Source organism: Streptomyces sp. CBMA29, from assembly GCF_014596445.1.
GTDB lineage: Bacteria > Actinomycetota > Actinomycetes > Streptomycetales > Streptomycetaceae > Actinacidiphila.
Genome location: NZ_MECL01000050.1, coordinates 1 through 17389, shown reverse-complemented (window position 1 = coordinate 17389; position 17389 = coordinate 1). Strand labels below are relative to the sequence as shown.

The following is a 17389-nucleotide window of genomic DNA, read 5'->3' as shown; positions in this document are numbered from 1 at the left end:
ACGAGGGCGCCCGGCGGCACGACCCGCCCCGCTGCCGTAGCCGCGCTGGCATCCCCGGCGCCGCCGTCCGCGTGCAGCTTGCGTACCGCCTCCGACGGTGGCGCGATGTCGCCCAGCAGTCGGCGGGCCGCGCCTGCCACCGGGCGGCTGCCCGGGTCCTGGCGGAGCAGGGCCGTCAGGGTGGCGGTGAGGCGTCCGGCGCGGCGCGGCTCCTCGATGTGGCCTGCCATGGCGCGGCCGATGAAGGCCATGGGGTTGGCGGCCTCGCCGTACGGGGAGCGGCCCTCGACGGCCGCGAACAGCGAGGCGCCGAGCGAGAAGCGGTCGGACTCCCGGCTGACGGGCTGGCCCTTGGCGACCTCGGGGGCGATGTAGCGCGGCTTGCCCTGCACGCCTCCGGTGAGATTCTGCTGCGTGACGTCGGTCCACAGGGCGCGCGATATGCCGAAGTCGGCGAGTTTCGCGATGCCGTCGTCCGTGACGAGGATGTTCTCCGGGGTGACGTCGCCGTGCACGACGCCGCGCGCGTGCGCGGCCTCCAGGGCGTCCGCGATCTGCCAGCCGATCGCCGCCGCGCGCTCCGGGGGCAGCGGCCCGTCGGCCGCCACGATCTCGGCGAGGCTGCGCGAGGGCACGTACTCCATGACCAGCCAGCAGCCCTCGTCGTCCTCGACGTGGTCGAACACCGCGACGATGTGCGGGTGGTGCAGGCCCGCCGCGTTGCGCGCCTCGCCCTTCAGCCGCTCGACGGCCCGTTCGTCCTCCAGCCGCGCGCACTTGAGCGCGACCGTCCGCTTCAGCTTGCGGTCGCGCGCCCGCCACACGACGCCCATGCCGCCCGCGCCGATCCGCTCCAGCAGGACGTACCGCCCGGCGACCTCGTCGCCGGCCTTCGCTCTTCCCCGCACGGCGTTGCTCCATGCTTCAGCGCGATGCGTCATCGCGCGCGACCCGCTCCCTGTACGTGCTTCCCTGTACGTGCTGCTGTTCCGGCGCGGGCCCCGGCCCGGCAACTCCCGGGCTCCCGGCTCCGCAACCGCCCAGGAGCGTACGTGAGCGGGGTGTCGGCAGCAGCCGATCCGGCCACTTGCGTACATCTGCGCCTCACAAGTCTTCACCCGGCCTCCACCCCCGGCTCCCGTACGTGCTTCCCGTACGTGCTCGGGACCGGTCCCGAGCACGTCCCCTTACCGTCTCCCCGTCCGGCCGGCAGGAGCCGGACGGACCTCGCGACCAGGGCAGGAGGCGACCGGCACGATGACCGCGAACGGGTCCCGTACGACGGCCGCGCCCCTGCTCCGTGAGGGTCAACGAGCGGGCGCCGGTTACGTGGTGGAGCGCTTTCTCGGCGAGGGGGCGTACGCCGAGGTGTACCGGGTGCGGCACCGGTACCTCGGGCGGCAGGCGATGAAGGTGTTCAAGCGGCTCGGCAGCCGTGCGGCCGTCGAGGAGATGCTGGCCGAGGCCGTCCTGCTCTCCCGGCTCGGCCACCCGAACATCGTCCGCGTCTTCGACGCGGGCACCGTCACCACGCCGTCCGGCGAACGCGCCTTCTTCACCATGGAGTACGTGGCGGGCGGCACCCTGGAGCGGTTCCGCGGCGGCCACTTGGCGCGCGGCGAGCACGTACCGGTGGCCGACACCGTACGCATCCTGCGGCAGATCAGCTCGGGGCTCGCGCTCGCGCACGCCGAGCGACCGCCCATCGTGCACCGCGACATCACCACGCAGAACATCCTGATCGGGTACGACGCGCACGGGCTGCGGGCCAGGCTCGGCGACTTCGGGCTCGCCACCGCCACCCATCCGGCGACCCAACTCGCCAGCGCCCAGGGCGTGCTGGCCTTCAAGCCGCCCGAGACGCTGCTCGGCTTCCGCGGCGACTCCCCCACCGGTGACGTCTGGGCGCTCGGCGTCGTCGGCTACCTGCTCCTCACCGGCGTCTTCCCCTACCCCAAGGGCGTCGCGGGCTGGATCTCCGGCTCCTACCGCCGCGCCCCGCCCGCCCGCCCCCGCGACCGCAACCCCGAGGTGGGCTCCGCCCTCGAAGCCGTCGTCATGGCCGCCCTCCACTTCGACCGCACCCAACGCCCGCCGGACGCGGGCGCCTTCACCCATCGCCTAGCCGCCTGCGGCGCGCTTCCCGAAGAGGGTTCGCCCCCATAGGGGTGCTGGGGGCACCTCCCAGCGGTAGCTGGGGGAGGAACTGCGCGGCCGGCCATCGACGGCGTGCACGTCACCACCGGCCCCAGCGGGGCAGTTCGGTTGTTCCCGGCCACCGGCCGGTGGGGGCGGCTCTGAAGAACGAAGAACGACGAAGCACCGCCCTCCGCCAGGAGGGCCGCCCCGCCGGGGCGTGACCGGAACACGAGGAGCGGGGTGCCGCGCATGACGGACGGGGACGAGCTGAGCCCGGTGCTGAACCGACTCGCGGGGCCCGACCTGTATCGGAACAACGCGTTCCGCGTCACCGGGCTGCCAACGGACGCGTCTCCCTCCCGCGTCCGCCGCGCACGCGAAGAGGCGTTGTTGGTGAACCGCCTGCCGGCCGCGGGGAGCGGCAGGGGCACAGGACGGCTGCGGGACCACGCGGAGGCGGAAACGGCGGGGACGGCGCCCGGCGGGGAGGCGATGCGGGCCGCGTACGAGGTGCTGCGGGACCCGGTGGCGCGCTTGGTGCACGAGCTGCTGTGGATCTGGGGGCCCGAAGTGCCGCCCGCACAGGGCGAGTCGGGGCACGACGCGGCCGTACGGGCGCACCAGGACGCGCTGGAGGGGGAGGCGACCGGGCCGCACGCGCCCGACCCCGCGCGGGCGCGGCAGTTGGACGCCCTGTGGGAGCGGGGGCTCGACGCGTGGGCAACGGTGCTGGCCGGGCACGAGTTCTGGGACCACGCCAAGCGGCGGGTGGCGGACATCGAGGACCCGCGGCTGACGACCGGCACAGTACGGCGGTTGCGGGAGCGGCTGCCGCGGCACATCGTGGCGGCGGGCGCGGAGGTGGGACTGCGGGCCGCGCGGGCACAGGCGCAGGCAGAGGCGCAGGCGTCGGACTCGCCCCCACCCGTACCGCCCCCGAGGCGACCGCCGAGCCACGCGCCGGGCGCCCGCCTCGCCGCCCCCTCGGCGGGGACCGCGCGGCCCGCCGCACCCGACTCGCTCGCCGCCCTGCGCCGGATCGTCGCGCTGCTGCACGCCTCGCCGTTCCCCGCAGAGGTCGTCACGGACGCGCTGCGGGAGGTGGCGCGGCCCGCCGAGCGCACGGTGCGGGCCGCGTGCACGACGGCCCGCGACACGGTGAGCGCGCACGAGGAGCAAGGGGGCACGGAGGGTACGGAGTTGCTGGAGCACACCGCAGAACCCCTGCTGCTCGTACAGGTGTTGCTCGGCCCCGAGGGCTCCCTGACCGCCGCGCTCTGCGAAGAGGTCGGCGCCGCGCTCAACCAGTGCGCGGTCGCGCACTATCACGCGACCGAGACCACCCGCACCGCCCTGTTCCTGCTGGACCGCGCCTCCGACCTCGCCCGCGTCCGCAGGACGCGGGAGCTGATCGAGAAGAACATCGACGTGATCGGGCACAGCGACACCGCGGTGCCGACCGGACCGTCCGACGAACTCCAGCCGTATCTGCGGCGGATGGCCGGGGAGGGCAAGGTCGAGCGGGTCGCCGCCCACCTGCGGGCGGTGGCCCCCGCGTTGATCGACAAGCCGTCGGGCAGGCGGCTGCTGGCGCTGTCCCGCGACAAGCGCAGCGTGGCCGCGCCCGTCCACGGCGAGCCGTTCCTCGGCTCGCTGCTGGGCTGCGGCGTCCGCCCGTACCGCTCCGAAGGGCCCGACGCCGAGGGGACGTTGTGGGCGACGTACGCGGTCGCGCTGTTCTGGGTGCCGGTGCTGCCGCTGGCGATGTACGTGATCAGCGATGGGCGCGTGTGCGCGCGGGTGCCGCTGACCGCCCGTGCCCGCTGGGCCCGGCGGCTGGTGTTCACGGCGGCCCTCTTCGCGCTGGTGTGGACGCTGGCGGACCCGCCGACCGCGGTCGGCCTGCTGGTGGGGTTCGGGGTCGTCCAGCTCTTCGCCCGCGCCGAGTTGCGCAAAGCCAGGGTCCGCACCTGGGCGCAGGCGGTGGCACGCCGATGAGCGACGCGAAGCGAACGGAGCGTCAGGCGCGTACGGAGCGCGGGGCGCGTACGGCGAAGGGCGGCGGCCTGCGCGGGCGGCTCAGACAGCGCCTCAGACAACGGCTCAGACAACGGCTCAGACAGCGCCGCTTCCCGCCGGAGTTCCGCATCCCGGCGACGTATCCGCCGCCGCTGGACGTAGCGGAATCGGCGGAGGCGGAGGTCTCCGTACCGCGGCAGCGGGCCGACCCGGAGCCGGCCGTCGCCGAACTCCCCCCGCGGACACCGGACTCGGCCCTCGCCGACCTCGCCACCAACCTGTGGCGGCTCGGCAGGAAGCTCGCCGAGGACGAGGCAGGACCTTCGGCCACCAACCGGCGGCGGGCGGCCCGCCACCTGCGGGCCGCGCAGGACGCGCTCGGCAAGGCGGGGGTGCTGGCGCAGGACCACGACGGGACGGCCTTCGACATGGGCCTGGCCCTCGACGTGCTGGCGTACCAGCCGGTCCCCGGCACGGCACGGGAGACCGTGCACGAGACCGTACGGCCCTCGGTCTACCGGGACGGCCGCCGTATCCAACTCGGTCAGGTCATCGTGGCCCGGCCGGAAACCGCACCGGATGGAGAGCTGGACGATGATCCGCGAGACCGTTGACTTCGGAATCGACCTGGGGACCACCAACAGCGCCGTCGCGCGGTCGACGGGCGCGGACGCCGAGATCGTCCGCAACAATCTGCGGTTCGAGTACACGCCGTCGGCCGTCCACATCGGCCGCTCCGGCACCGTGCAGGTCGGCAAGCGGGCGCGCGACCGGCTCGACACCGACCCGGCCGACGCGCACGCCGAGTTCAAGCTCCAGATGGGCGTACGGGACGCGCGGCGGCAATTCGTGGCGGCCGGGCGGACGCTCACACCGGAGCAGCTCTCCGCCGAAGTGCTCAAGTCGCTTCGCCAGGACGTGCGTTCGGCGTACGGCGAGGAGATCTCGGCGGCCGTCATCACCGTGCCCGCCGCCTTCGAACTCGACCAGTGCGACGCCACCCGCAGGGCCGCGGTCCTCGCGGGGCTCGACTTCGCCCCGCTGCTCCAGGAGCCGACGGCGGCGGCGTGGGCGTACAGCGCGGCGGCGGCCGACGTGCCCCGGCGCGGCTTCTGGCTGGTCTACGACCTGGGCGGGGGCACCTTCGACGCGGCCGTGATCCAGGTGGAGGACGGGGAGTTCACCGTCGTCAACCACGCGGGCGACAACTTCCTCGGCGGCAAGCTCATCGACTGGATGCTGGTGGACGACCTGCTCCTCCCGGCCGCGCGCGCCCTGCCGGGGCTCGCCGCGCTCGACCGGGCCGACCCGCGCCAGGCGGGCAACGTCGCGCGGCTCAAGCAGGCCGCCGAGGACGCCAAGATCGAGCTGTCGCAGGCCGGTTCGGCCGAGATCGATCTCGATCTGGAGGACGCGGAGGGCCGCAAGGCCGCCTTCACGCACCGGATCGGCCGCGCCGATCTGGAACGGATCGCGCTGCCGCTGTACCGGCGCTCCGTCGAGCTGTGCCGCAGGGCGCTCGCCGAGAAGGGGCTCGCGCCCGGCGACATCGAGCGGGTGCTGCTGGTCGGCGGCGCGACCCTGGCCCCGGCGCTGCGCGAACTGCTGGCCGATCCGGCGGAAGGGCTCGGTATCCGGCTCGACCACAGCCTCGACCCGGTCACGGTGGTGGCGCGCGGCGCCGCCGTCTTCGCCAGGACGCAGCGGGTGCCGCACGATGTCGAGCACCGGGGCGCCGATGTCGGTGACGTGCTGCTGGACTTCGCCAACAAGCCGACCGGGCGGGCCGACGACCCGCTGGTGGGCGGGCAGGCGCGGGTCGGCGCCGGGGGCAATGGGACCAACGGTGGTGGCGAGCGGGACTGGACCGGCTGGACCATCGAATTCGTCAACACCGAGGACGGCATGCCGCAGTGGCGCAGCGGCAACATCCCGCTCGACCCCGGCGGCAGCTTCGCCGCACGGCTGAACGCGCGGACGGCCGCGAACACGTACGCCATCGAACTACGCACCCCGCACGGCACGTTGGTGCCGACCTCGCCCGACCGTACGAGCTACCAGCGGATGGACTTCGAGGGCGGCGACGCCACGCTCAGCCACTCCCTGGGCATCTGGGTGGAGGGCAACGACGTGGCGTGGATTCTCCGCAAGGGCACCGAACTGCCCGCCAGCGGACGGCTCGTGCTCGAATCGACGGTGGACGTACGACGCGGGCAGCGCACCGGTCTGATCAAGGTGCCGGTCGTGCAGGGCGAACGCCCGCGCGCCGACCGCAATTCGGTGATCGGCGAGCTGGAGATCCGGCCGGACGCCATCACCCGCGATGTGCCGATCGGCAGCGAGGTCGAGGTCTACGTCGGCATCGACCAGAGCTTCAGCGTGCGCGTCGAGGTCTTCATCCCGATCCTCGACGAGGAGTACGACATCGACGTCGATCTCGGCCGCGACACCCCGGACGTGGCCGCTCTGCGCAGGCAGAGCCGCGCCGTCGCCACGCAGTACGACAAGCTCCGCACCCGCGCCGTCACCACCGAGGCGGACCGTACGACGGAACTGCTGGACGACTTCGACCAGCGCGGCGGCCTCGGCGGCATCGACCGCGAACTGGAGGCCGCCCAGGCCGACCCCGACGGGCCCGCCATCGTCCAAGAGCTGCTACGCAAGGCCGAGTCGGTGCTGGACGAGGCCGAGGACGCGCTGGAGCTGCCGCAGCTCGTGCAGTCCGCGGAGGGCGTACGGAGCTGGGTGCGGGAAGCCGTCAACGAGCACGGGGACGCGACGACTGCGCGTGAACTGGCAGCCTTCGAGCGGGAGTTGGACGCCGCCATCACGTCCGGCGACCCGACGCTCGTCATCCACAAGACGGAGGTCGTCCGCAATCTGGGACTGCGCGTGCTCGACGCCTCGGGGCAGCTCCCGATCCTGCGCTTCATGTCCCTGAAGGAGACCTTCGCGACCAGCGCCGACCCGCGCGTGCTGCGGCTGCTCGACAGCGGTGAGACGGCGCTCGCCGCGCAGGACGTCAACCGGCTGCGGTCCGTCGTCATCGACCTCGGCCGTCTCGTCCCGACGGACGCGGCGGCGACCGGCGGCACCATGTCGACCACCGTCAGGCAGCAGCGGTGAGGGGCGCGGCGGGGCTCGCTGCGGCGGTCGGGGCCGCTACGGAGGCGGCGCGGGCCGGACGCTACGACGAGGCGACGCGGCTGCTGGGCGAGGCGGGCGACGCCGGTACGGACCCGGCCGTCCTCGACCTGACGGCCCGGATCCACGCGCAGCGCGGGGAGTTGGCGGAGGCCGACGCCTGCTGGGCGGCGCTCCCCGGCTCGGCCTCCGCCGTCGCCGGGCGGCGCCGGATCGCCGCGCTCCAGGCCAGGCGCTACCGCCCGTCCGCCGGGCGGCGGTTGACGGTGGCCGTCCTCGTCGTCACGGCCGCGGGGGCGATGGCCGCCGGGGTCCTGCTGCCGCGCACCCGCGCCCCGCAGCCGCCGGACCCCTCCGTGGCACGGGACTTGGCGGCGGTCCGGGCCGAACAGGGCCAGCTGCGTACGCGCCTTGACGAGGCCGTACGCGCGGCGGCCGTTCCCGCCCTCACCGCCGCCGACCTGTCGGGCTCCGGCGTCACGGTCACCCGTGAGGGCCAGGGATTCCTCGTCACCTTCGACGGCGCCCTCTTCACGGACGGCGCCACACTCAACCCGTACGGGCGCGGCGCCCTCGACGCCGTGGCCGCTCGGCTGCGACGGACCGCCGGCGCCGGGCCGCTCGTCGTCACCGGGCACACCGACGACACGCCGCTCCCGCCGGGGTCGCCCTACGCCGACCGCGTCACCCTCGGCTTCGCCCGCGCCCAGCGCGCCGCCGAACGGCTCGCCGCCGACGGGCCCGTGCCCCTCCCCTCCATCGGCCTCCGCAGCACCGGCACCTCCTCCGCCCCCCACCGTCCTGGCTCCGCCAACAACACGGTCACCATCCTGGTGGGCCCCCCTGCCCAAGGCGGTTCCTAGCCGCCCCGCACGCTGCCGATGCGCAGGGCCTGCTTTTAGGGGCGCTGGGGGCACCTCCCAGCGGTAGCTGGGGGAGGAACTGCGCGGCCCGCCCCCACCGGGCGGATGGCCCGAAGACATACAGCAACTGCCCCGCTGGGGCCGGTTCTCAAAGGCGCGCCACCGCCGTGGCTGGCCGCGCAGTTCCCCGCGCCCCTAAAAAGATCGGCGAGCCGCCCGCAGCACGGGAACCTCACTCGTCGAGGGCGACGATCCGCAGCCGGGCGAGGTGGGCCTCGTCCGCGAGGACGTGAATCTCGGCGACGCGCCCGGACGGGCTGACGGTGAGGGCGAAGACGGCGCGGGCGCGGCCGTCGTGGATCCAGGCGAGCTGGGGGACGCCGTCGACGAGGACGCGGCGAGCCCCCTTGGCACGGGTGAGGAAGGTGGTGGCGACGGCGGCGGCGCCGCGGACGGAGGCGGCACCGGAGAGGGCGGCGGCGGGATCGGCACGGAGTGCGACCTCGGGGTCGAGGAGTTCGAGAAGCGCCTCGAAGTCACCGCCGCGGGAGGCCGCGAGGAAGGCGTCGACCACGGCGCGGCGCCGTACCGCGGAGCGCTCCTCGTCCACGACGGCGACCCCCTGCACCCGGCGCCGGGCGCGACTGGCGAGCTGGCGGGTGGCGGCGGGCGAGCGCTCCACGATCGGCGCGATCTCGTCGAAGGGGACGGCGAACATGTCGTGCAGGACGAAGGCGAGCCGTTCCGCTGGGCCGAGCGTGTCGAGGACGACGAGCAGGGCGAGCCCGACCGAGTCGGCGAGCAGCGCCTGCTGCTCGGGGTCGGTCTCCTCGGGCGCGGCGGCGCGCGTGACCGGACCTCCCTGGGGCGTGTCCAGCGGCTCCTCGCGGCGGCTGCCGCGCGAACGCAGCATGCTCAGCGACACCCGGGCCACCACCGTGGTCAGCCACCCGGCGAGGTTGTCGACCTCGTCGGCGTCGATCCGGCTCAGCCGCAGCCAGGTCTCCTGCACGGCGTCGTCCGCCTCGCCGGTGGAGCCGAGCATCCGGTACGCCACCGCGCGCAGCCGGCCGCGCTGCTCCTCGAAACGCGCCGCCAGGAACTCGTACTCGTCCATCGAGCCACCCACCTCCGTCACCTCTTCGTCGTAGCAGTGACCCGCCGGACGGGCCCGATGTGACACCTGGCCGTACCGCCACGCACCGTAGAGACGCTTTTTCTGGGCGAAACGGCCCCCTGGCGTCACCCGCAAGAGTGGTCTCGGTGCCCGTACGGAGGATGGGACCAATCCGGAAGAGCCGCCGCCACGAACCTGTCCACAGGAGTGCCCTCACAAGAGCGGGCACCGTGAGAGATGGGGCGTGATGGGCGTAGAGCGCATCGACACCCGGCTGCTCGAAGAACTGACAGAGCAGTCACAAGACCTGAACAGTGACGCCTTGCGGATCACCGCGAGCGCGCTGGACGACTTCCGCGAGGCGGCACAGCCCGCGCCGGCGTCCTCGCGGCGCTGGTGGCACCGAGGCGGAGCGGTCGCCGGAGTGGCGGGCGCCGCCGCTCTGCTGCACACCTCGCGGGTCGCCGCGGCCTCCTCCAGCGACGACATCATGGCGCTTCAGACGGCGGCGTCGATCGAGAACCTGGCGATCAGCGTCTACCAGACGGCCGCAGGACTGCCGTTCATCAAGGACGGCAACAAGACGGTCGCGGCGTTCATCGCCAAGACGACCACGCAGCACCAGGCGCACGCGAAGGCGTTCAACGCCGCCGCCACCCAGGCGGGCGGCAAGGCGCAGGACCAGCCGGACGCGAAGTACGCGGCCGTGGTCAAGCAGACCCTGCCGTCGATCAAGACCCCCGCGGACGTCGTGAAGCTGGCGATCACGCTGGAGGACGTCGCGGCCCAGACGTACACGAAGAACGTCAGCCAGGTCAGCAACGGCGACCTGCGCAAGCTCTTCGCCTCCGTCGCGCCCGTCGAGGCCCAGCACCGCGCGACGCTGCTGGCCGTACAGGCGCTGCTCGCCGGGAACATGGGCGACCTGATCGCCATCCCGACGGACGTCGCCAAGCTGCCCGCCGCGGCAGGCAGCGTCGGATTCCCCGACGCCTTCTACCCGACCAAGAGCGCTTCACCGATCTCTGAGGGGGCCGTGAAGTGACCACCGCACGCGACGGCTGGGAGCTGCAGATCAGCGAGCGTGAGCTCGTTCGTCTCACCCAGGACATGGAAGAGGCCCACCGCGACACGCTGCCCGCGATGCGTGCGGCGGCTGTGGACCTCGCAGCGGAACAGCGCGACAAGGCACAAAGCGACAGGCGCGGCGGGGTGGCTGACGCCTCCCGGCGGCGTTTCCTGCTCGGCGCCGGCGGGGTGGCGGCGGCGTTCGCGCTCGCGGCGTGCTCCAGCAGCGACAAGAAGACCTCCGCGGACTCCTCGACCGGTGCTCCCGGCGGTTCGCCGAGCGCTTCGGCGTCGGCGTCCGGGAGCAGCCAGTACACCGGTGACCTGAAGGTCGTCGCGCTGGCGACGGCGCTGGAGAACCAGGCCGTCGGCGCCTACAAGGCGACGCTGGACGCGGCCAAGGCGGGCAAGCTCGGTACGGTGCCGCCGGCCGTCGCCACCTTTGTGACGACCGCTATGGCTCAGCACGCGGACCACGCGAAGGCGTGGAACGCGGTACTCACGGGTGCGGGCAAGCCCGCTATCGACAATGTGCCGCTGTCCAACCAGCCCGCCACGCTCAAGGCGCTCGGCGAGGCCAAGGACGTCGGCGCCGTCGCCAAGCTGGCCCTGCAACTGGAGAACCAGGCCGCGCAGACGTATCTCTTCGCGACCTACAACGTCACCAGCCCCGCCGGGATCGCGACCGCCGCCACCATCGCGCCGGTCGAGGCGCAGCACGCCGCGATCCTCAATTTCGTCCTGGGCCAGTACCCGGTCCCCGACGACTTCCTGCCCGTGGACAAGGCGGCCAGCCCGACCCTGCTCACCGTCTGACCCCATCTGTACGGGACGGTCCGCACCCCCACACGGGCCGTCCCGTGCCTCGCCCGAATTCCGAAGGGAAGAGCCCGAGTTGATTGTCACCCGGCCCCACGCACGCACTGCTTCCGTCCCCGTACGCGTGCCTTCGCGCCTCCCCGTACGCGTACGCCGTGCGCCGTTGCTGGCCGCCGCCTGCGCAGCGGTGGCCCTGACCGGTTGCTCCAGCTCGGGTTCGAGCGGCAGTAGCGGTACGAACACGTCGGCGGCTGCCACGTCGGCGTCCTCGTCCGCGTCGAGTTCGTCGTCGGCCTCCGGCGGTGGTGCGGACACCATCGTCATCCAGAACTTCGCCTTCAAGCCCGCGTCGCTGACGGTCGCGCCCGGCGCCACCGTGACGGTCACCAACAAGGACTCGACGGCGCACACGGTCACCTCGGTCAAGAGCGGCGAGTTCAACACCAACGATGTCGCCCCGGGCAAGACGGTGACCTTCAAGGCCCCCTCGGCCAAGGGCACGTACGACTACATCTGCACGATCCACCAGTTCATGAAGGGCACGCTGACCGTGAGCTGACGCCTCCCGCCGGATCGCACCTCAGCGTCGCCCACACGCCACTGCCGTACGAGGAAACGAGGATCCGTCATGCCGTCAGCCCGGGTCGGCTCCACCGCAAGAGCGCTCGATCTGGCGGCACGCCTCGTCGCCGCCGCCGGGCTCGCCGTGGACGCCTACGTGCACGCCAAGCTCGCCGACCAGTACGACGCGGTGTCCGCCGACATCAGCCAGGGCACGCTGTTCCGGATCGAGGCGGGCCTCGCGTCCTTCGCGGCCCTGCTCATCCTGGTCTGGTGGCGTCCCCTGAGCTCCGCCCTGGCCTGGCTGGTCGCCGCGGGCGGCCTCTTCGCCCTGATGCTCTACCGCTATGTGAACGTCGGCGCGCACGGCCCGTTCCCCAACATGTACGAGCCGGTCTGGTTCTACGACAAGAAGCTCGCCGCGTGGTCCCAGATCGTCACGATCGTCATGGCGACCGGCCTGCTCATCCGCTGGTACGTCACCCGGCTCCGTACCCGCCACGCGGACGCGTCCACGCTCCGGTAGGAACACCTCCCGACGACGAACTGCCCGATCCGGCCGGTGCGGCCGGGTCGGGCAGTTCGCTGTGCGGTGGGGCAGATCAGCCGTGGGGGGCAGATCAGCCGTTGTTCACGCCGTTGCCGGACAGGACCGGGATCTGGTCCAGGATGTGCGAGACGGGCTCGTCACCCTTGATCTGGCTGCTGTTCTCGGCGCACTGCTGGTTCTGCGGCGACGACAGGACGTTGATGTCCTGGGCGGTGATCGGCACGAGGCCCACGAGGGAGCCGACGTTGGCCTTGACCGGGACGCCGAGGCAGGGCTTGTTCAGGGTGCCCTGGACGAGGCCGATCTGCGGGCTCTGGGTGCCGCCGGTGTGGGTGTTGCCGTAGCTCTGCTCGGCGCCGTTGCCGTTCACCGTGGTCGTGCCCTGGTCGTCGCCGAGGGCCATGGCCTGCGGGGCGGCGGTGACGCCGACAGCAACAACCGAGGCGGCGAGCGCAGCGCCGGCCAGCATCTTCTTGATCATCTGAAATCCCTTTTTGGTGCTCGATTGCACGGTTCTGGAGCGATCTGATCAACCGCTCACGTGGGGTTTGGTTCCGGCGATTCACTCCGATGGCGGAGTGCTGCCGCGAGGATGGCCGAAGCCGACGCGCGGCAGGTGGGGGAGCCGGGGCCGGGTCAGCGGCCGAGCGGGAGTCCGCCCAGCAGCGAGGCACCGGGCACCGCACCGGTCACGGTGGAGGTGGCGGCATCCTTGGTGGCGGAGGTGGCCTGGCCGAGCAGCGCGTCGGTCGAGGTCTCACCGCGCAGGCGGTCGGTGGCAGCGCTGACCGTCCGGAGCGCGGAGTCGACCTTGAGGCCGTCACTGAGCTGCTGAAGCGGCTGCTCGTTCAGGGCCTGCTCGACACCGCCGTTGATGCTGGTGGGCATCGTGGCCGCGGTGGGCATCTCGGGCGCCGTCATACCGTCGGCGAAAGCAGGCGCGGCGACGCCGACCGCCATCATCGATCCGGCCACGACTGCTGCGACCTTCGAGTACTTCATTGCCACCCTTTCAGTGCCGGTGTCTGTCTGCATGGTCAACGACCGTGGATAGCAACGGAAACGACGAGTAAACCGGCCTCTCGACAATCACCCGAACGTGAGAGCCGCCTCGCCCAATTCTCGTATTAATTCCGTTGCCCAGGGTTACGAATACGTGCGGCGAATACGGGCCATGGAAGCCGCGTGGGCGCCCGACGCGGCATGCGCGCCGTGGGCGGCGGCGTGCGCGACCCGCGGTCCGCGCCCGCGGCGGTAGAGCATGGCGCCGCCGAGCAGCAGCGCCGCACTGGCCGCCCCGGCCGCTCCGAACTCGCCGCCCGCGACACCGGTCTCGGCCAGCGACTGCTGGTCACCGCCGTCCAGGACGGCGGGAACCGCGTGGTTCGGCTCGGGCGCCGGCGGAAGCCTCCGGACGTCGACCGTCGGATCCGTGTGCACCGAACTGGTGTCGGTGCCGGTGACCGCGTGCGCGCCCGTGCCGTCGTTGTCGCAGGAATTCCCCGACACCGCATTCAGCAGTGCGAGGGGGTCCACGGTGTTTCCGCACACATTGAGCGGAACGTCGACCGGAATGTGCACCGAGTTCCCCGAGGCCACGCCCGCGGAGCCCTGGGTGCCCGACGAATGGGCGGTGGAAGGGGCGCCGGAAGCGGTGTGGTGGTGGGAATGCGATTCGTTGGAGCAGTGGTTGCCCAGCGCGGCGTTGTCGGCTCCCACGACGTTCACGCTGTTCCCGCACGCGTTCAGCGGGATGTCGACCGGTGCCTCGACGCTGTTGCCCGACAGCAGGCCAGGTGAGTTGGACGCACCGCCCTGCGCGTCGGAATCCGCGTTCGCATACCCCCCGGTGGCCGCGAGGATGCTGCTGGCGGCGGCGACGGTGAGCAGGCTCCGGCTCAAGATGTGTCGCATCGACTCTTTTCTCCGCTCGGTTCTTCGGCTGCGCCGAATACGTCCCGCGGCCGTCCCGTGCCCATCCCGTACGACGGACCGCCCCGGAGCGCGACGCACGCGCTCCGGGGCGGTCCGGGATCAGAACCTGACGGCCTGACAGGACGACGTCACTTCACTTCGTCACTTGTTGACGCAGGTGTTGCCGAACGCGGGGTTCAGCAGACCGATGACGTTGACGGTGTTGCCGCACAGGTTCACGGGGATGTGAATCGGCACCTGGATGCTGTTGCCGGACAGGACGCCCGGGGAGTGCGAGGTGATGCCGCTGGCGTCGGAGTCGGCGAACGCGGGGGCCGCGACACCCACAGCCATGAGCGTTCCGGCAGCGACGGCCGCGACCTTCGAGTACTTCACGTTGAGCTCCCTTTCCGGAGCGGTGTCTGGCACCTGCACGTCCTTCGTACGGGCCGGACACAGAAAATCCGCGTCCGTGAACACCACTACCGACCGGGCTAACGACGGGTGCCGACCGTAAGCAACTCCCCAGCGTGCGGTGCCTTCCATCATCCACTCGAATGGCTCGGCATTTTCCGCCCGCAGCGGAAACCCGGAACGGAAATCGGAGCGGAAAACGGAGCGGAAAACGCGTACGGCCCCGGCCGTCGACGGAGAGTCGACGGCCGGGGCCGTACGAAGCCAGGGGAATGGCTCAGTGGTTGGCGGCACCGTTGCCGGACAGCACCGGGATGTTGTCCAGGATGTGCGACAGCGGCTCGTCGCCCTTGGCCTGGGTGGAGTTCTCGGTGCACTGCTGGTTCTGCGGCGACGACAGGACGTTGATGTCCTGGACGGTGACCGGCACGACGCCGACCAGCGAGCCGACGTTGCCCTTGAGCGGCAGCGCGAGGCAGGGCTTGTTGAGCGAGCCCTGGATCAGCGCGAACGACGGGCTCATGTAGCCGCTGGTGTACGTGTTGCCGTAGCTCTGCTCGGAACCGTTGCCGTTGGCGGTGGTGGTTCCGTGGTCGTCACCGATGGCCATCGCGGAGGGGGCCACCGACGCCGAGACGCCCGCGATGGAGACGGCGACGGCGGCCGTGGCGAGGAACTTCTTGATCACGGTTGGTCCTTCTTGAGTGGGATTGCCCTGTACGTGGGTCTACCTGGGTCGCACTGACCAACCGGCTCCCAGGCGATTAGTAATGATGTTTCACCCGAATGGATAGAACCCCCGGAGGCCGGGCACCGGCGCGTATCGGAAGGGTGACGACGGTGACGCGTGTTGACGTCTCGTCAACACCGGTCATGTGATGGTCATAAGACATTCGCCCTGTTCGGCGGGCCGCGCGCCTTACGTGAATCGTGCGCCGAGGTCTGCGAGCGTGCATTCCTGTTTCCCGAGGATTACCTGACAGGCACGGTATTCGTTGACTCCACGCAGCCCGCTCGAACGCGCGGGCGCGCACATGACACGCAGCAAACCCATCGGCTTCTCCTCGGCCCCGGTCGGTCCACCGGAGACGGTCACGGAGATGGTCACGGACAGAGAGACGGCGCGCGATGTCGCAACACCAGTACGAACTCGCCGGGCTGACGGTGCTCCATGTGACCCAGCCCGTCGAGGGCGGAGTCGCCCGCGTCGTCACGGACCTGGTCCGGGCCCAGCTCGACGGCGGTACGCGCGCGGTGGTGGCCTGTCCGCCGCACGGCGCGCTCCCCGTGGCCGTCACCGCGGCCGGCGCCCACGTCGTACGGTGGCCGGCCGGCCGCTCGCCGGGGCCGGGCCTGCCGCGTGAGGTCCGTACCGTCGCCCGGCTGATCCGCGCCGTCCGCCCCGACCTGCTGCACGTCCACAGTGCCAAGGCCGGGCTCGCGGTACGGCTGGCCGTGCGCGGCGGCCTGCCGACCGTCTTCCAGCCGCACGCCTGGTCGTTCGACGCCGTCACGGGACCGACCGCGCGGGCCGCGCTGCGCTGGGAGCGGTACGCCGCCCGCTGGGCCGACCGGGTGCTGTGCGTCAGCGACGCGGAGCGGCGCGCGGGACAGGACGCGGGGGTACGGGGTAGGTGGGCGGTCGTGCCGAACGGCGTGGATCTCGCGCACTTCACGCCCACCGCCTCCACGCCCACGGCGGACGTCGGTTCGGCGCGGGCAGCGCTGCCCGCGCTGTCGGACCTCGGGGCCGGCACCCCGCTGGTCGTGTGCGTCGGCAGGCTCTGCACGCAGAAGGGCCAGGACGTGCTGCTCAGGGCGTGGCCCCGGGTCAGCGAGCGGCTGCCGGACGCCCGGCTCGTGCTGGTCGGCGAAGGCCCCGCGCTGCGGGCGCTGTTGCGGGACGCGCCGCCCGGTGTGCTGTTCGCCGGGAGCACCGTGGACACCGCGCCCTGGTACCGCGCGGCCGATGTCGTCGTCCTGCCGTCCCGCTGGGAGGGGATGGCGCTCGCGCCGCTGGAGGCGATGGCCTGCGGACGGCCGGTCGTCCAGACCGACGTCAGCGGCGCCCGTGAGAGCGTGCCGCCCGCCGACGCCGCCGATTCCGTCGTCCCGGTCGAGGACGAACGCGCCCTCGCCGACGCCTTGCTGAGGCTGCTCACCGATCCGGTACGGCGCGCCGACGCCGGTCGCCGCGCGCTCGCGCACGTACGCGAACGGCACGACGTACGAAGAACGGCTGCCGCCGTCGCCGACCTCTACCGCGACGTCCTCGCGCTGCCCCAGCCGGGCCGCCCCAGCGACAGGGTCACCCGATGACGTGGGAGAGCGCGCGCGTGCCGCCGCCCACCCCCACCGGCCTCCCCCCGGACCAGCCCAGCCGCCCCCCGGACCGCGCCCCGACCCCAGGCGCCCGTACCGCCGACCGCGCCCCCGCCCCGGGCAGCGGTTCCACCGACCGCGCCCTCGCACCGGGCGGTCGTACGGCCGACCGCGGCCCCACGTCCGGAGGCAGTACGACCGACCGCGCAGCCGCGTCGGGAAACCGTACCGCCGACCGCGCAGCCGCACCCGCGGCCCGCACCGCTGACCGCGGCCTCACATCCGGAGGCAGTACGACCGACCGCGCAGCCGCGACCGGGGCCCGTACGACAGACCGCGGCCCCACGTCCGGAGGCAGTACGACCGACCGCGCAGCCGCGTCGGGAAACCGTACCGCCGACCGCGCAGCCGCACCCGCGGCCCGCACCGCTGACCGCGGCCTCACATCCGGAGGCAGTA

General features: G+C 72.5%; 17 protein-coding genes. 10 read left to right on the top strand and 7 right to left on the bottom strand.

All coding sequences use genetic code 11. The features are described 5' to 3' along the window. The coding region (locus tag BGM09_RS07460; protein WP_317452582.1) for a serine/threonine-protein kinase at positions 1–908 on the bottom strand (908 nt) is incomplete at its 3' end. Positions 909–1257: 349 nt separating this feature from the next. Between BGM09_RS07460 and BGM09_RS07455 the strand changes: the two genes are divergently transcribed. The 5 genes from BGM09_RS07455 to BGM09_RS07435 all read left to right on the top strand — a co-directional run bounded on the left by BGM09_RS07455 (position 1258) and on the right by BGM09_RS07435 (position 8165). Beyond that, positions 1258–2166, top strand: coding sequence for a serine/threonine-protein kinase (locus BGM09_RS07455; protein WP_188280645.1), 909 nt, complete (start codon positions 1258–1260; stop codon positions 2164–2166). Between the two features lie 222 nt (positions 2167–2388). Then, positions 2389–4137 carry a hypothetical protein gene (locus BGM09_RS07450; protein ID WP_188280644.1) on the top strand — a complete coding sequence of 583 codons (1749 nt, stop codon included), beginning with the start codon at positions 2389–2391 and terminating at the stop codon, positions 4135–4137. Next, positions 4134–4772, top strand: a complete 639-nt coding sequence (locus BGM09_RS07445; RefSeq protein ID WP_188280643.1) for a hypothetical protein — start codon at positions 4134–4136, stop codon at positions 4770–4772. Before BGM09_RS07450 ends, BGM09_RS07445 begins: the two co-directional genes overlap by 4 nt. Further along, positions 4738–7284, top strand: a complete 2547-nt coding sequence (locus tag BGM09_RS07440) for an Hsp70 family protein (protein WP_223186466.1) — start codon at positions 4738–4740, stop codon at positions 7282–7284. The genes BGM09_RS07445 and BGM09_RS07440 overlap by 35 nt, the downstream gene beginning before the upstream one ends. Further along, a complete protein-coding gene (locus BGM09_RS07435) occupies positions 7281–8165 on the top strand; it encodes a hypothetical protein (protein ID WP_188280641.1) in 885 nt (294 codons plus the stop codon). Before BGM09_RS07440 ends, BGM09_RS07435 begins: the two co-directional genes overlap by 4 nt. A gap of 232 nt (positions 8166–8397) precedes the next feature. Here the strand turns inward: BGM09_RS07435 and BGM09_RS07430 are convergent, their stop codons facing one another. After that, positions 8398–9282, bottom strand: a complete 885-nt coding sequence (locus tag BGM09_RS07430) for a sigma-70 family RNA polymerase sigma factor (RefSeq protein ID WP_188280649.1) — start codon at positions 9280–9282, stop codon at positions 8398–8400. A 247-nt stretch (positions 9283–9529) separates the two neighbouring features. On the opposite strand from BGM09_RS07430, the gene BGM09_RS07425 reads away from it, so the two are divergent. From BGM09_RS07425 to BGM09_RS07410, 4 genes are all read left to right on the top strand, one after another. Further along, positions 9530–10327 carry a ferritin-like domain-containing protein gene (locus tag BGM09_RS07425; RefSeq protein ID WP_188280640.1) on the top strand — a complete coding sequence of 266 codons (798 nt, stop codon included), beginning with the start codon at positions 9530–9532 and terminating at the stop codon, positions 10325–10327. Then, on the top strand, positions 10324–11166 hold the full coding sequence (locus BGM09_RS07420) for a ferritin-like domain-containing protein (protein WP_317452581.1): 843 nt from the start codon (positions 10324–10326) through the stop codon (positions 11164–11166). Before BGM09_RS07425 ends, BGM09_RS07420 begins: the two co-directional genes overlap by 4 nt. A gap of 127 nt (positions 11167–11293) precedes the next feature. Then, positions 11294–11728 (top strand): cupredoxin domain-containing protein, encoded by a 435-nt coding sequence (locus BGM09_RS07415; RefSeq protein ID WP_317452580.1) that lies wholly within the window; start codon positions 11294–11296, stop codon positions 11726–11728. 69 nt (positions 11729–11797) lie between these two features. Further along, complete coding sequence (locus tag BGM09_RS07410) at positions 11798–12256, top strand: hypothetical protein (RefSeq protein ID WP_188280639.1); 459 nt, start codon at positions 11798–11800, stop codon at positions 12254–12256. 94 nt (positions 12257–12350) lie between these two features. On the opposite strand, the gene BGM09_RS07405 is transcribed toward BGM09_RS07410, so the two are convergent. From BGM09_RS07405 to BGM09_RS07385, 5 genes are all read right to left on the bottom strand, one after another. Beyond that, on the bottom strand, positions 12351–12761 hold the full coding sequence (locus BGM09_RS07405; RefSeq protein ID WP_188280638.1) for a rodlin: 411 nt from the start codon (positions 12759–12761) through the stop codon (positions 12351–12353). A gap of 155 nt (positions 12762–12916) precedes the next feature. Then, entirely contained in the window at positions 12917–13282 is a 366-nt protein-coding gene (locus BGM09_RS07400) for a hypothetical protein (RefSeq protein ID WP_188280637.1), read from the bottom strand. A gap of 144 nt (positions 13283–13426) precedes the next feature. After that, on the bottom strand, positions 13427–14194 hold the full coding sequence (locus BGM09_RS38790; protein WP_188280636.1) for a chaplin: 768 nt from the start codon (positions 14192–14194) through the stop codon (positions 13427–13429). A gap of 162 nt (positions 14195–14356) precedes the next feature. Next, a complete protein-coding gene (locus BGM09_RS07390) occupies positions 14357–14590 on the bottom strand; it encodes a chaplin (RefSeq protein ID WP_188280635.1) in 234 nt (77 codons plus the stop codon). 295 nt (positions 14591–14885) lie between these two features. Beyond that, a complete protein-coding gene (locus BGM09_RS07385) occupies positions 14886–15296 on the bottom strand; it encodes a rodlin (RefSeq protein ID WP_188280634.1) in 411 nt (136 codons plus the stop codon). A 440-nt stretch (positions 15297–15736) separates the two neighbouring features. Here BGM09_RS07385 and BGM09_RS07380 point away from each other — a divergent pair, with 440 nt between their 5' ends. Beyond that, a complete protein-coding gene (locus BGM09_RS07380; RefSeq protein WP_188280633.1) occupies positions 15737–16927 on the top strand; it encodes a glycosyltransferase in 1191 nt (396 codons plus the stop codon). The last annotated feature ends 462 nt before the right edge of the window (positions 16928–17389 follow it).